A 12,023-nucleotide genomic window follows, 5' to 3' on the forward strand; every position below is an offset into this window, starting at 1 on the left:
GCTCTGCGTGGGAATGCAGCCCGTGATGCTCCGCGTCACAAGGACGGGACGCAGAGCGTCCCAAGAGGCATTCCCACGCGGAGCGTGGGAACGATCACGCTAACCCCGACCATTGCTTGCCGCTAGGGTCCCCGCTCTTTAGACTTACGCCTCATTTAAACGAGAGCAGGGTCGATGCCAGCTGCCTTCCCCCCCGATTCTGTTGGACTGGTCGTGCCACAAGTGGCGCACTTCAGCGAACCTCTGGCCCTGGCCTGCGGCCGTTCGTTGCCGGCCTACGACCTGATCTACGAAACCTATGGCCAACTGAACGCCACGGCGAGCAACGCCGTGCTGATCTGCCATGCCTTATCCGGCCATCATCACGCCGCCGGCTTCCATAGCGTTGACGACCGCAAGCCCGGCTGGTGGGACAGTTGCATCGGCCCCGGCAAGCCCATCGACACCAACAAGTTCTTTGTGGTCAGCCTGAACAACCTCGGCGGCTGCAACGGCTCCACCGGCCCCAGCAGCCTCAACCCGGAAACCGGCAAGCCGTTCGGCGCCGACTTCCCGGTGCTGACGGTAGAGGACTGGGTGCACAGCCAGGCACGCCTCGCCGACCTGTTGGGCATCAGCCAGTGGGCCGCCGTGATTGGCGGCAGCCTGGGCGGCATGCAGGCCCTGCAATGGACCATCACTTACCCGGACCGTGTGCGCCATTGCCTGGCTATCGCCTCGGCGCCCAAGTTGTCAGCGCAGAACATCGCCTTCAACGAAGTGGCGCGCCAGGCAATCCTCACCGATCCCGAGTTCCACGGCGGTTCGTTCCAGGAAGCAGGCGTGATCCCCAAGCGCGGCTTGATGCTGGCGCGGATGGTCGGCCACATTACCTACCTGTCCGACGACTCCATGGGCGAGAAATTCGGCCGGGGCCTCAAGAGCGAGAAGCTCAACTACGACTTCCACAGCGTCGAATTCCAGGTGGAAAGCTACCTGCGTTACCAGGGCGAGGAGTTCTCGGGGCGTTTCGACGCCAATACCTACCTGTTGATGACCAAGGCCCTGGACTACTTCGACCCGGCCGCCAATCACGATGACGACCTGGCGAAAACCTTCGAGCACGCCACGGCCAAGTTCTGCGTGATGTCGTTCACCACCGACTGGCGCTTTTCGCCAGCGCGCTCCCGTGAGCTGGTGGATGCCCTGATGGCCGCCAAGAAAGACGTCTGCTACCTGGAGATCGATGCACCGCAAGGCCACGACGCCTTCCTGATTCCGATCCCACGCTACCTGCAGGCGTTCAGTAACTACATGAACCGTATTTCGCTTGTGAGAACGCCATGAGAGCCGACCTGGAAATCATCCAAGACTGGATCCCCGCCGGCAGCCGCGTGCTCGACCTGGGCTGCGGCGACGGCGAACTGCTGAGCTGGCTGCGCGACCACAAGCAAGTCACCGGCTACGGCCTGGAAAACGACCCGGACAACATCGCCCAGTGCGTGGCCAAGGGCATCAACGTGATCGAGCAGGACCTGGACAAGGGCCTGGGCAACTTTGCCAGCAACAGCTTCGATATCGTGGTGATGACCCAAGCCCTCCAAGCGGTGCACTACCCGGACCGCATCCTCGACGAAATGCTGCGCGTGGGCCGCCAATGCATCATCACCTTCCCCAACTTTGGCCACTGGCGCTGCCGCTGGTACCTGGCCACCAAGGGGCGCATGCCGGTCTCCGACTTCCTGCCGTACACCTGGTACAACACGCCGAACATCCACTTTTGCACCTTCGAAGACTTCGAAGCCCTGTGTGGCGAGCGTGAAGCCAAGGTGATCAACCGCCTTGCCGTCGATCAACAGCACCGCCACGGCTGGGCGAGTAAGCTATGGCCCAACCTGTTGGGCGAAATTGGTATCTACCGGGTCAGCAGTCCTGGCCTGACCGACCACAAAGTTGCCGTCTAATCATCTTCAAGAGGGACGTTCATGAGTCGTTTGGCTATTTTTCTATTGACCGCATGCCTGGGCGCCAGCGCCATGGCCGCCGACGCTATCGACGCTAATCGCAAAAAAGACTTCGGCGATATCACCGTTCATTACAACACCTTCACTTCAAGCTTCCTGCCACCCGAGACCGCCCAGAAAGTCGGCGTGGTGCGCAGCAAGGAGAAGGGATTGATCAACGTGACCGTGATCAAGGGCGTAAGCCCAGTGGCCGCGCAAGTCACCGGCACTATCAAGGACCTGGGCGGCAAAAGCGAGATCCTGACGTTCAAGCAGATCGAAGAGAAAGGCGGCATCAGCTACCTCGCGCCCTACTCGGTGACCCAACGGGAATACAAGACGTTTACCATCAACGTTGAAACCGGCGGCAAGGCCCACGGCTTCCAATTCAACCAAGAACTGTTCCCGGCCGAATGATGAACCTTACCCAACTCGTACTCGCCAGCCACAACGCCGGCAAACTCAAAGAACTGCAAGCCATGCTCGGTGAGTCTGTGCACCTGCGTTCGATTGGCGAGTTCAGCCAGGTCGAACCGGAAGAGACCGGCCTGTCGTTCGTCGAGAATGCCATCCTCAAGGCCCGCAATGCTGCGCGTATCTCTGGTCTGCCGGCCCTGGCGGATGATTCGGGCCTGGCTGTGGATTTCCTCGGCGGCGCCCCTGGAATCTACTCGGCACGTTACGCCGAAGGCCGGGGCGATGCCGCCAACAACGCCAAGCTGCTCGACGCCCTCAAGGACGTGCCGGAGGCCGAGCGTGGTGCGCAGTTCGTCTGCGTGCTGGCCCTGGTGCGGCATGCCGATGACCCGTTGCCGATTCTGTGCGAAGGCCTGTGGCACGGGCGCATCCTGCAAGCCGCCAGCGGTGAGCATGGATTTGGCTATGACCCGCTGTTCTGGGTGCCGGAGCGCAATGTCTCCAGCGCCGAACTGAGCCCGGCCGACAAAAATCAGATCAGCCACCGCGCCCGCGCCATGGCGTTGTTGCGCCAGCGCCTGGGCTTGAAATGACCCAGAACACCTCTGCGCAGCCGCTGATCCACGGTGGCGCGCAAACACAACGGGCGGCCCTGCCCCGTCTGCCGCCCCTGGCGCTGTACATCCATATCCCGTGGTGCGTGCGCAAATGCCCGTATTGCGACTTCAACTCCCACACTGCCAGCAAAGTGCTGCCGGAAGAAGAGTATGTGGACGCCCTGCTGGCCGACCTGGACCAAGACCTGCACGCCGTATATGGCCGTAAGCTGAGTTCGATCTTCTTTGGCGGCGGCACGCCCAGCCTGTTTAGCGCGGCTGCACTGGGCCGCCTGCTCAAGGGCGTTCAAGCGCGTATCCCGTTTGCTGACGATATCGAGATCACCCTGGAAGCCAACCCCGGGACGTTCGAACAAGAGAAGTTCGTGGCGTATCGCAAACTGGGGATCAATCGCCTGTCCATCGGCATCCAGAGCTTCCAGCAAGAGAAGCTTGAAGCCCTGGGCCGCATCCACAATGGCGATGAAGCCGTGCGCGCAGCCGGCATGGCACGCCAGGCCGGGTTCGACAACTTCAACCTGGACTTGATGCACGGCCTGCCCAACCAGTCCCTGGAGGACGCCTTGGGCGACCTGCGCCAGGCCATTGCACTCAAGCCGACGCACCTGTCCTGGTACCAACTGACCCTGGAACCCAACACCGTGTTCTGGAACCAGCCGCCCGCGCTGCCGGAAGACGACACGCTGTGGGATATTCAGGAAGCCGGCCAGGCACTGCTCGCCGAACACGGTTACGCACAATATGAAGTCTCGGCCTACGCCCAACCGGGGCGGCCGGCGCGGCATAACCTCAATTACTGGAGCTTTGGCGACTTTATCGGCATCGGCGCCGGGGCCCACGGCAAGCTCAGCCACCCGGACGGGCGCATTATCCGCACCTGGAAAACCCGTGCACCAAAGGACTACCTCAACCCGGCCAAAAGCTTCCAGGCCGGCGCGAAAGAACTGACCAACGATGAACTGCCGTTCGAGTTTCTGATGAACGCGCTGCGCCTCACCGAAGGGGTTGATGCCAAGCTCTACGCCGAGCGCACCGGCCTCGATCTGGCGAGCCTCGATGAAGGCCGCCGCGACGCAGAACAAAGTGGATTAATGCAGGTCGAACCGTCACGCCTGGCGGCCACCGACCGCGGGCAACTCTTTCTCAATGACCTGTTGCAGAAGTTTTTGAGCTGATAGCTCTTAAGGAAATCGAATGGATCTGGTACTCGACCTGCTCGCCACCGTATCCCGCTGGAGCCGTAGCAACCTGTCGGAAATCTCGTTGGCCCTTGTGGGCTGTTTGCTGGTGCTGTTCGGCGCCGACATCAAGGGCTGGGTCGAAGCGCGCCTGGGCAGCATCGCCGGCGCCTTGCGCGTACCCTTGATGGCCCTGCTGTGCCTGATCGGCAGCGGTGCGGCGTTGATCTACGCCACGCCGTGGATTGTGCGAGGGTTGAGCCAGTTCAATAACTACAGCCTGGCGCCGGTGTTGATCGTGGTGCTGGTGTTGATTGGCGTGGTAGCAGACCGCCGCTGACTCAGCAGGCACTACAAAACAAATGTGGGAGCTGGCTTGCCTGCGATACAGACACCTCGGTGTATCAGTGATACCGAGGTGATGCTATCGCAGGCAAGCCAGTTCCCACATTTGATTGCGTTTCAAGCTGATGACTGTTTAAGCCAGCTTCTCGAATTTCAAATCCCACACCCCATGCCCCAATCGCTCGCCACGGCGTTCGAACTTGGTGATCGGCCGCTCGGCCGGGCGTGGCACGCATTTGCCGTCTTCGGCCAGGTTGCGGTAGCCGGGGGCGACGTTCATCACTTCCAGCATGTATTCCGCGTACGGTTCCCAGTCGGTCGCCATGTGCAGGATGCCGCCCACTTTCAGCTTGCTGCGCACCAGTTCCGCGAAGGACGCCTGGACGATGCGGCGCTTGTGGTGACGGGCCTTGTGCCATGGGTCGGGGAAGAACAGCATCAGGCGGTCGAGGCTGTTGTCGGCGATGCAGCGGTTGAGCACTTCAATCGCATCGCAGTCGTAGACCCGCAGGTTTTTCAGGCCTTGGGTCAGCACACCGTTGAGCAGTGCGCCGACGCCTGGGCGGTGCACTTCCACACCGATGAAATCCTGCTCCGGCGCGGCTGCGGCCATTTCCAGCAGGGAATGGCCCATACCGAAACCGATTTCCAGGGAGCGCGGGGCCGAACGGCCGAACACTTGGTCATAGTCCACCGGCGCGTCGGCCAGGGGCAACACGAACAGCGGCGTGCCCTGTTCCAGGCCCTTTTGTTGGCCTTCGGTCATGCGGCCGGCGCGCATCACAAAACTCTTGATGCGGCGGTGCTTGGACTCGTCGCCTTCTTCCACGGTGTTCGGCGTTTCGTTTGATTCAGTCATCAATAGCTCTTACTTGATCAGACCATCCAGCGGCGAAGAGGCGCTGGCATAGAGTTTTTTCGGCATGCGCCCGGCGAGGTAGGCCAGGCGGCCCGCGACGATGGCGTGGTTCATGGCTTGGGCCATCATGATTGGTTGCTGGGCATGGGCAATGGCCGAGTTCATCAGTACGGCGTCGCAGCCCAGTTCCATGGCGATGGTCGCGTCGGAGGCTGTGCCCACACCCGCATCCACCAGTACCGGAATCCTGGCTTCTTCGAGGATGATCTGCAGGTTATACGGATTGCAGATCCCCAGGCCGGAACCGATCAGACCGGCCAGCGGCATCACCGCGATGCAGCCGATTTCTGCCAGTTGGCGCGCGATGATCGGGTCATCGCTGGTGTAGACCATAACGTCGAAACCTTCCTTGACCAGGGTTTCGGCGGCCTTGAGGGTTTCGATCACATTGGGGAACAGGGTTTTCTGGTCGGCCAGCACTTCCAGCTTCACCAGGTTGTGGCCGTCGAGCAGCTCACGGGCCAGGCGGCAGGTGCGCACGGCTTCGATGGCGTCGTAGCAACCGGCGGTGTTCGGCAGAAAGGTGTAGCGCTCCGGCGACAGCACTTCGAGCAGGTTCGGCTCGCCCTCGATCTGGCCGAGGTTGGTGCGGCGTACGGCGAAGGTGACGATCTCGGCACCCGAGGCTTCGATGGCCAGGCGGGTTTCTTCCATGTCGCGGTACTTGCCGGTGCCGACCAGCAGACGGGACTGGTAGGTACGACCGGCCAGGACGAAAGGCTTGTCGCTACGAACGATGCTCATGGGAAATCCTCTGGTTGGATGAGGTTCTGCAGAATGCGTTGCGGCCGTGGCGGGCTAGCCGCCGCCGATGGCGTGGACCACTTCGATCTGGTCACCTTCGGTGAGCGCAGTCTCGGCGTGCTGGCTACGCGGGACGATATCCAGGTTGAGCTCCACTGCGACGCGACGCCCGGTCAGGTCCAGACGGGTCAGCAGGGCCGCAACGGTTTCGCCGTCGGGCAGTTCAAAGGGTTCGCCGTTCAACTGAATGCGCATGCCACGGGCCGCCATCGTTTTTAGGGGCCCGCATTCTAGCGCGATTGGAACCTGAAGGTCAGCTCCAAGCGTCAAGCGGTCAAAGCTGCAAACGCCACGCCGCCAGGCCCAGGAAGAACCAGCCGAGCAGGAACGCCAGCCCGCCAAACGGCGTGATGATCCCCAGTTTACTGATGCCGGTCATCGTCAGCACATACAGGCTGCCCGAGAACAGCAGGATACCGACGGTAAACGAAATACCCGCCCAAGTGACCAGCCGACCCGGAATATGCGCCGCCAGCAAGGCCACGCCGAACAGTGCCAGGGCATGCACCAACTGGTAGGTCACACCAGTATGAAAGATCGCCAGGTAGTCGATGCTCAGGCGGTTTTTCAGGCCGTGGGCGGCGAACGCGCCCAGGGCGACACCGGTAAAGCCGAAAAAGGCAGCCAGCATCAGAAAGCTACGCAGCATGGGGAACTCCAGTCAGACTCATCGGGCAGGGTCTGTATAATGGCCCGCTCAACGGGTTCGGCCAAGCCATCTCTATGCTGCGTGTCCTCTTCAAACGCTTTCTCAACGTCGTGAAATGGTTTGCCATCGGCAGTGTGTTGCTGGTGCTACTGTTTCGTGTGGTGCCGCCACCGTTCACTGCGCTGATGGTGGAGCGCAAGGTCGAGTCCTGGGTCGACGGTGAGCCTATCGACCTGCAACGCAGTTGGGTGCCATGGGATGAAATATCCGATGACCTGAAAGTGGCGGTGATGGCCGGTGAAGACCAGCGCTTCCCACAACATTGGGGTTTTGATTTCGGCGCGATCCAGGCGGCGATTCTGCACAACGAACGCGGCGGCTCGATTCGCGGTGCCAGCACCCTGAGCCAGCAGGTGTCGAAAAACCTGTTCCTGTGGGCCGGCCGCAGCTATTTGCGCAAAGGCCTGGAGGCGTGGTTTACCGGTTTGATCGAGGTGTTGTGGCCCAAGCAGCGGATTCTTGAGGTGTACCTCAACAGCGTGGAATGGGATGAAGGTGTGTTTGGCGCAGAGGCAGCGGCGCGGCACCATTTTGGCGTGAGCGCCAAGGGCCTTTCGCGGCACCAGGCCAGTTACCTGGCGGCGGTATTGCCCAATCCACGGGTGTGGAGTGCCAGCCATCCGACGGCCTATGTGGCACGGCGGGCGGCGTGGATTCGCCAGCAGATGAGCCAATTGGGCGGGGATGGTTACCTGGTGGAGCTGAACAACTCTCGAAAGGCACCGTGGTCCGACTGACACAATATGGGACCTGTGGGAGCTGGCTTGCCTGCGATAGCGGTGGGTCAGTAACCCATGCTTCAGCTGACACGGCCTCATCGCAGGCAAGCCAGCTCCCACATTAAACCGAGTTGGGCTTGAGACTTTTCGAACACAAACAAAAATGCCCCGGTCTTTCGACCGGGGCATTTTTTGTTCGCTGCATTTTAAGCGGCGATCGACAACTTCAGCTTGTTCATCGCGCTTTTCTCAAGCTGACGAATCCGCTCGGCCGACACGTTGTACTTCTGCGCCAGGTCGTGCAGCGTGGCCTTTTCTTCTGCCAGCCAACGCTGGTAGAGGATGTCACGACTGCGGTCGTCCAGCACTTCCAGCGCTTCGTGCAGGTTGTGGTTGGAGTTGTCGCTCCAGTCGGCGTCTTCCAGTTGACGCGCCGGGTCGTACCGGTGGTCTTCCAGGTAGTTGGCCGGCGATTGGAAGGCGCTGTCGTCATCCGCTTCGGCGGCTGGGTCGAAGGCCATGTCATGGCCGGTCAGGCGGCTTTCCATCTCGCGCACTTCACGCGGCTCCACGCCGAGGCTTTCGGCCACGCGGTGGACTTCTTCGTTGTTCAGCCACGCCAGGCGTTTTTTCTGGCTGCGCAGGTTGAAGAACAGCTTGCGCTGGGCCTTGGTAGTGGCCACTTTCACGATGCGCCAGTTGCGCAGGATGAACTCGTGGATTTCCGCCTTGATCCAGTGCACGGCAAACGAAACCAGGCGCACGCCCATTTCAGGGTTGAAACGCTTCACTGCCTTCATCAGGCCAACGTTGCCTTCCTGAATCAGGTCGGCCTGGGCCAGACCGTAGCCGCTATAGCTACGGGCGATATGTACGACAAAACGCAGGTGGGCGAGCACCATCTGCCGAGCCGCCCCCAAATCCTGCTCATAGTAGAGACTCTCGGCCAGTTCACGCTCCTGCTCGGGCGTCAGCAATGGAATGCTGTTGACCGTGTGCACATAAGCCTCCAGGTTCGCACCCGGGACCAAGGCATAAGCAGGTTGCAAAGAAGTGGTCATACGAAAAAACCTCCGACTCACATAACTCGTGCAGTTCAGCACTGCGAAAATTGACCTGGGAACCGTAGGACAAGTTCCCTAAACCGCTGATACGGTCAATACAAACGAAACCACATTAATCTGGCATTAACTACTTCGGTGCCAGCTCGCGTAAATGCCGTGCCACCGCAATCCACGCACCGATATACCCCAACAACACCGCGCCAAGCAAGAGACTCAGACCATCGGCTACCGGCACACCGGCCAGCGCGAAATCACTGCCGTAGAGCCCGGCCAGGCCAACAACCGCGTCGTTCAACCAATCCAGGCCAAACGCCAGTACGCCCCAGGACAAGATCCCCGCACCCAAGCCATACAGCGCGCCCATGTACAGGAAAGGCCGACGCACATAGCTGTCTGTGCCGCCCACCAGTTTAATCACTTCTATCTCGGTGCGACGGTTTTCAATATGAAGACGAATGGTATTACCTATCACCAAAAGTAATGCAGACACTAATAACACCGTCAGGCCGAACACAAAGCGGTCACCCAGCTTGAGGATTGCGGCCAGGCGCTCTACCCAGACTAGATCAAGTTGCGCCTGTTGCACCTTCGGCATCTCTGCGAGTTTTTGTCGCAGGGCCTCCAGCGCCGGCTTGTCGACCTCGTTCGGCGTTACCAACACCACGCCCGGCAGCGGGTTCTGCGGCAGCTCCTTGAGCGCCTCGCCCAGGCCCGATTGTTGCTGGAACTCTTCGAGGGCTTGGTCGCGGCTGATGTACTCGGCCTCGGCTACCCCCGGGATGTTCTTGATGTCGTCACGCAGCGCTTCGCCTTCCTTGCTGCTGGTGTCCAGGTTCAGGTACAGCGAAATCTGCGCCGCCCGCTGCCAGGAACCGCCCAGGCGCTCCACATTATTAAGCAACAGCGACAAGCCCATCGGCAGGCTCAAGGCCACCGCCATCACCAGGCAAGTGAAAAAACTACCGATCGGCTGTTTGCCCAGGCGCCGCAGGCTGTCCAGCAGGCTAGCGCGATGGCTTTCAATCCAGGCGTGCACCAGGGTACCGAAGTCCGGGCCGTCGTCGTCGTCGTCGTGTTTTTTCTTTTTCGGTTGCGGGTCGGCCGGTTTCGGCGCCACGCGTTCGGATACTTTAGGGCTGCGTGTAGCACTCATACGCCCGCCTCCCCATCGCCGATCAGGCGGCCGCGCTGCAGGGTCAGCATGCGATGACGCATACGGGCAATCAGGGCCAGGTCGTGGCTGGCAATCAATACGCTGGTGCCCAGGCGGTTGATATCTTCGAACACCCCCATGATCTCGGCCGCCAGGCGCGGGTCGAGGTTACCGGTGGGTTCGTCCGCCAGCAGCAAAGCCGGGCGATGGACGATGGCGCGGGCGATACCGACACGCTGTTGCTGGCCGGTGGACAGGTCGCCGGGGAAGAGGTCGGTCTTGTCCGACAAGGCTACACGCTCCAGGGCCGAGTCCACGCGCTTGACGATCTCGGCCTTGGACAGCCCCAGTATCTGCAACGGCAGGGCCACGTTGTTGAACACCGTACGGTCGAACAGCAACTGGTGGTTCTGGAACACCACGCCGATCTGGCGGCGCAGAAACGGAATTTGCGCATTGCTGATGGTAGCCAGGTCCTGGCCCGCCAGCAGCAACTTGCCTGTGGTCGGGCGTTCCATGGCCAGCAGCAGGCGCAACAGCGTACTTTTGCCCGCGCCCGAATGGCCGGTGACAAACAAGAATTCGCCGCGACGCACTCGAAAGCTCAGCTCATGCAAGCCCACATGCCCGTTGGCATAGCGTTTACCGACCTGTTCGAATCGAATCATGAACGCTCCCGCTCGGCAAACAGTGCCTGTACAAAGGGTTCGGCTTCAAAGGTGCGCAGGTCGTCGATGCCTTCACCGACGCCGATATAGCGAATCGGTAACCCGAACTGTTTGGCCAGGGCGAAAATCACACCGCCCTTGGCCGTGCCGTCGAGCTTAGTCAATGCCAGGCCGGTCAGTTGCACCGTCTGGTTGAATTGCTTGGCCTGGCTGATGGCGTTCTGGCCGGTACCAGCGTCGAGCACCAGCAAGACTTCGTGGGGTGCATCGGCGTCAAGCTTGCCGATCACGCGGCGCACTTTCTTCAGTTCTTCCATCAAATTGTCTTTGGTGTGCAGGCGGCCGGCTGTATCGGCGATCAGCACATCGATGTTGCGCGCCTTGGCGGCTTGCACAGCATCGAAAATCACCGACGCAGAGTCGGCACCGGTGTGCTGGGCAATCACCGGGATCTTGTTGCGCTCGCCCCACACCTGCAACTGCTCGACGGCTGCGGCACGGAAGGTGTCACCGGCGGCGAGCATGACTTTCTTGCCCTCCCCCTGCAGCTTCTTGGCCAGTTTGCCGATGGTGGTGGTCTTGCCAGCGCCGTTTACACCTACAACGAGGATGACGAACGGCTTTTTCGGGGTGATCACCAGCGGCGCTTCAACCGGCTTGAGCATGGCGGCCAGCTCAGCCTGCAGGGATTTGTACAGGGCGTCGGCGTCGGTCAACTGCTTGCGCGCGACCTTCTGCGTCAGGCTCTGGATGATCACGGCGGTGGCTTCGACGCCCACGTCGGCGGTGAGCAGGCGGGTCTCGATGTCTTCCAGCAGCTCGTCATCAATGACTTTCTTGCCCAGGAACAGGCTGGCCATGCCTTCGCCAATACTGGCGCTGGTCTTGCTCAGGCCCTGCTTGAGACGGGCAAAAAACCCGGTTTTGCTGGTTTCGGTGGTGGCGACGACAGGCTCTGGCTCGACGACGGCAGGTGCGGCAACAACCGGTGCCGGCACTTCAACGACGGGCGGAACTTCAGCCACAACCTCTACCGGCGCCGGCTCAACCACTGCAGGAATCGGCGGCACGACGTGCTCGGCCTGAACATCCTCCACCAACGCCACAGGCTCTTCGGCCACCGGCAGTTCCAACCAAGGCTTGTGCTCAGGCGCAGGCTCAGGTTCCGGCTCGGCCTCGACGACCGGCTGCAACACCGGCTCAGCCATCGGCAACACCACCGGAACTGGCGTCTCGGCAACCGGTTCGGCTTCTATTACGGGTTCAGGGGTGGGTTCAGCTTGAACCTGCGGCTGTTCGACGACGGTTTCCTGCGGCTTTTTGCGCAGCCATCCGAACAGGCCTTTCTTCTCGCCAGCCGCAGCTGGGGTCTTCTTGTCGTCGTTGGAACCAAACATGGAGACGGCTATCTCAAGGTAGCGACGCGCCACAGGGCGCGTCGGTAAATA

General features: G+C 61.0%; 15 protein-coding genes. 7 read left to right on the forward strand and 8 right to left on the reverse strand.

Annotation, left to right across the window (positions count from 1 at the left end; translation table 11 throughout):
• Positions 1-174: 174 nt before the first annotated feature.
• The 6 genes from metX to ACTJLA_RS22180 are packed head-to-tail and all read left to right on the forward strand — an operon-like array spanning position 175 to position 4,534.
• Positions 175-1,326, forward strand: a complete 1,152-nt coding sequence (gene metX, locus ACTJLA_RS22155; protein ID WP_034128945.1) for a homoserine O-succinyltransferase MetX — start codon at positions 175-177, stop codon at positions 1,324-1,326.
• Positions 1,323-1,943, forward strand: coding sequence for a methionine biosynthesis protein MetW (metW, locus tag ACTJLA_RS22160; RefSeq protein WP_003195091.1), 621 nt, complete (start codon positions 1,323-1,325; stop codon positions 1,941-1,943). The genes metX and metW overlap by 4 nt, the downstream gene beginning before the upstream one ends.
• 21 nt (positions 1,944-1,964) lie before the next feature.
• Positions 1,965-2,399, forward strand: coding sequence for a DUF4426 domain-containing protein (locus ACTJLA_RS22165; RefSeq protein ID WP_054916920.1), 435 nt, complete (start codon positions 1,965-1,967; stop codon positions 2,397-2,399).
• On the forward strand, positions 2,396-2,992 hold the full coding sequence (rdgB, locus tag ACTJLA_RS22170; RefSeq protein ID WP_057976466.1) for an RdgB/HAM1 family non-canonical purine NTP pyrophosphatase: 597 nt from the start codon (positions 2,396-2,398) through the stop codon (positions 2,990-2,992). Before ACTJLA_RS22165 ends, rdgB begins: the two co-directional genes overlap by 4 nt.
• The gene (gene hemW / locus ACTJLA_RS22175) at positions 2,989-4,191 is read left to right on the forward strand and encodes a radical SAM family heme chaperone HemW (RefSeq protein ID WP_200583585.1); all 1,203 of its coding nucleotides are present in this window, start codon (positions 2,989-2,991) and stop codon (positions 4,189-4,191) included. The genes rdgB and hemW overlap by 4 nt, the downstream gene beginning before the upstream one ends.
• Before the next feature lie 19 nt (positions 4,192-4,210).
• On the forward strand, positions 4,211-4,534 hold the full coding sequence (locus ACTJLA_RS22180; protein ID WP_003195099.1) for a DUF3392 domain-containing protein: 324 nt from the start codon (positions 4,211-4,213) through the stop codon (positions 4,532-4,534).
• A gap of 138 nt (positions 4,535-4,672) precedes the next feature.
• Here the strand turns inward: ACTJLA_RS22180 and trmB are convergent, their stop codons facing one another.
• From trmB to ACTJLA_RS22200, 4 genes are all read right to left on the reverse strand, one after another.
• Positions 4,673-5,398 (reverse strand): tRNA (guanosine(46)-N7)-methyltransferase TrmB, encoded by a 726-nt coding sequence (gene trmB, locus ACTJLA_RS22185; protein ID WP_003195101.1) that lies wholly within the window; start codon positions 5,396-5,398, stop codon positions 4,673-4,675.
• A gap of 9 nt (positions 5,399-5,407) precedes the next feature.
• On the reverse strand, positions 5,408-6,202 hold the full coding sequence (locus ACTJLA_RS22190) for a thiazole synthase (protein WP_054897581.1): 795 nt from the start codon (positions 6,200-6,202) through the stop codon (positions 5,408-5,410).
• Between the two features lie 54 nt (positions 6,203-6,256).
• Complete coding sequence (thiS, locus tag ACTJLA_RS22195) at positions 6,257-6,457, reverse strand: sulfur carrier protein ThiS (RefSeq protein ID WP_020301926.1); 201 nt, start codon at positions 6,455-6,457, stop codon at positions 6,257-6,259.
• A 79-nt stretch (positions 6,458-6,536) separates the two neighbouring features.
• Positions 6,537-6,911, reverse strand: coding sequence for a DUF423 domain-containing protein (locus ACTJLA_RS22200; protein ID WP_054917012.1), 375 nt, complete (start codon positions 6,909-6,911; stop codon positions 6,537-6,539).
• Positions 6,912-6,985: 74 nt separating this feature from the next.
• Between ACTJLA_RS22200 and mtgA the strand changes: the two genes are divergently transcribed.
• The gene (gene mtgA / locus ACTJLA_RS22205; RefSeq protein ID WP_200583588.1) at positions 6,986-7,708 is read left to right on the forward strand and encodes a monofunctional biosynthetic peptidoglycan transglycosylase; all 723 of its coding nucleotides are present in this window, start codon (positions 6,986-6,988) and stop codon (positions 7,706-7,708) included.
• A gap of 188 nt (positions 7,709-7,896) precedes the next feature.
• On the opposite strand, the gene rpoH is transcribed toward mtgA, so the two are convergent.
• From rpoH to ftsY, 4 genes are all read right to left on the reverse strand, one after another.
• On the reverse strand, positions 7,897-8,751 hold the full coding sequence (gene rpoH / locus ACTJLA_RS22210) for an RNA polymerase sigma factor RpoH (protein WP_003176698.1): 855 nt from the start codon (positions 8,749-8,751) through the stop codon (positions 7,897-7,899).
• A 130-nt stretch (positions 8,752-8,881) separates the two neighbouring features.
• Positions 8,882-9,907, reverse strand: coding sequence for a permease-like cell division protein FtsX (gene ftsX, locus ACTJLA_RS22215; protein WP_160049728.1), 1,026 nt, complete (start codon positions 9,905-9,907; stop codon positions 8,882-8,884).
• Complete coding sequence (gene ftsE, locus ACTJLA_RS22220) at positions 9,904-10,575, reverse strand: cell division ATP-binding protein FtsE (protein ID WP_003195112.1); 672 nt, start codon at positions 10,573-10,575, stop codon at positions 9,904-9,906. The genes ftsX and ftsE overlap by 4 nt, the downstream gene beginning before the upstream one ends.
• Positions 10,572-11,972, reverse strand: coding sequence for a signal recognition particle-docking protein FtsY (gene ftsY / locus ACTJLA_RS22225; RefSeq protein ID WP_197900333.1), 1,401 nt, complete (start codon positions 11,970-11,972; stop codon positions 10,572-10,574). Before ftsY ends, ftsE begins: the two co-directional genes overlap by 4 nt.
• Positions 11,973-12,023: the final 51 nt, after the last annotated feature.

The organism is Pseudomonas sp. 22072, assembly GCF_052046095.1.
Classification (GTDB): Bacteria; Pseudomonadota; Gammaproteobacteria; order Pseudomonadales; family Pseudomonadaceae; genus Aquipseudomonas; species Aquipseudomonas paracarnis.

Excerpts from the sequence above, each read along its gene's own strand:
- metX (WP_034128945.1), top strand. The coding sequence starts at position 175 with ATGCCAGCTGCCTTCCCCCCCGATTCTGTTGGACTGGTCGTGCCACAA.
- metW (WP_003195091.1), top strand. The coding sequence starts at position 1,323 with ATGAGAGCCGACCTGGAAATCATCCAAGACTGGATCCCCGCCGGCAGC.
- ACTJLA_RS22165 (WP_054916920.1), top strand. The coding sequence starts at position 1,965 with ATGAGTCGTTTGGCTATTTTTCTATTGACCGCATGCCTGGGCGCCAGC.
- rdgB (WP_057976466.1), top strand. The coding sequence starts at position 2,396 with ATGATGAACCTTACCCAACTCGTACTCGCCAGCCACAACGCCGGCAAA.
- hemW (WP_200583585.1), top strand. The coding sequence starts at position 2,989 with ATGACCCAGAACACCTCTGCGCAGCCGCTGATCCACGGTGGCGCGCAA.
- ACTJLA_RS22180 (WP_003195099.1), top strand. The coding sequence starts at position 4,211 with ATGGATCTGGTACTCGACCTGCTCGCCACCGTATCCCGCTGGAGCCGT.
- trmB (WP_003195101.1), bottom strand. The coding sequence starts at position 5,398 with ATGACTGAATCAAACGAAACGCCGAACACCGTGGAAGAAGGCGACGAG.
- ACTJLA_RS22190 (WP_054897581.1), bottom strand. The coding sequence starts at position 6,202 with ATGAGCATCGTTCGTAGCGACAAGCCTTTCGTCCTGGCCGGTCGTACC.
- thiS (WP_020301926.1), bottom strand. The coding sequence starts at position 6,457 with ATGCGCATTCAGTTGAACGGCGAACCCTTTGAACTGCCCGACGGCGAA.
- ACTJLA_RS22200 (WP_054917012.1), bottom strand. The coding sequence starts at position 6,911 with ATGCTGCGTAGCTTTCTGATGCTGGCTGCCTTTTTCGGCTTTACCGGT.
- mtgA (WP_200583588.1), top strand. The coding sequence starts at position 6,986 with ATGCTGCGTGTCCTCTTCAAACGCTTTCTCAACGTCGTGAAATGGTTT.
- rpoH (WP_003176698.1), bottom strand. The coding sequence starts at position 8,751 with ATGACCACTTCTTTGCAACCTGCTTATGCCTTGGTCCCGGGTGCGAAC.
- ftsX (WP_160049728.1), bottom strand. The coding sequence starts at position 9,907 with ATGAGTGCTACACGCAGCCCTAAAGTATCCGAACGCGTGGCGCCGAAA.
- ftsE (WP_003195112.1), bottom strand. The coding sequence starts at position 10,575 with ATGATTCGATTCGAACAGGTCGGTAAACGCTATGCCAACGGGCATGTG.
- ftsY (WP_197900333.1), bottom strand. The coding sequence starts at position 11,972 with ATGTTTGGTTCCAACGACGACAAGAAGACCCCAGCTGCGGCTGGCGAG.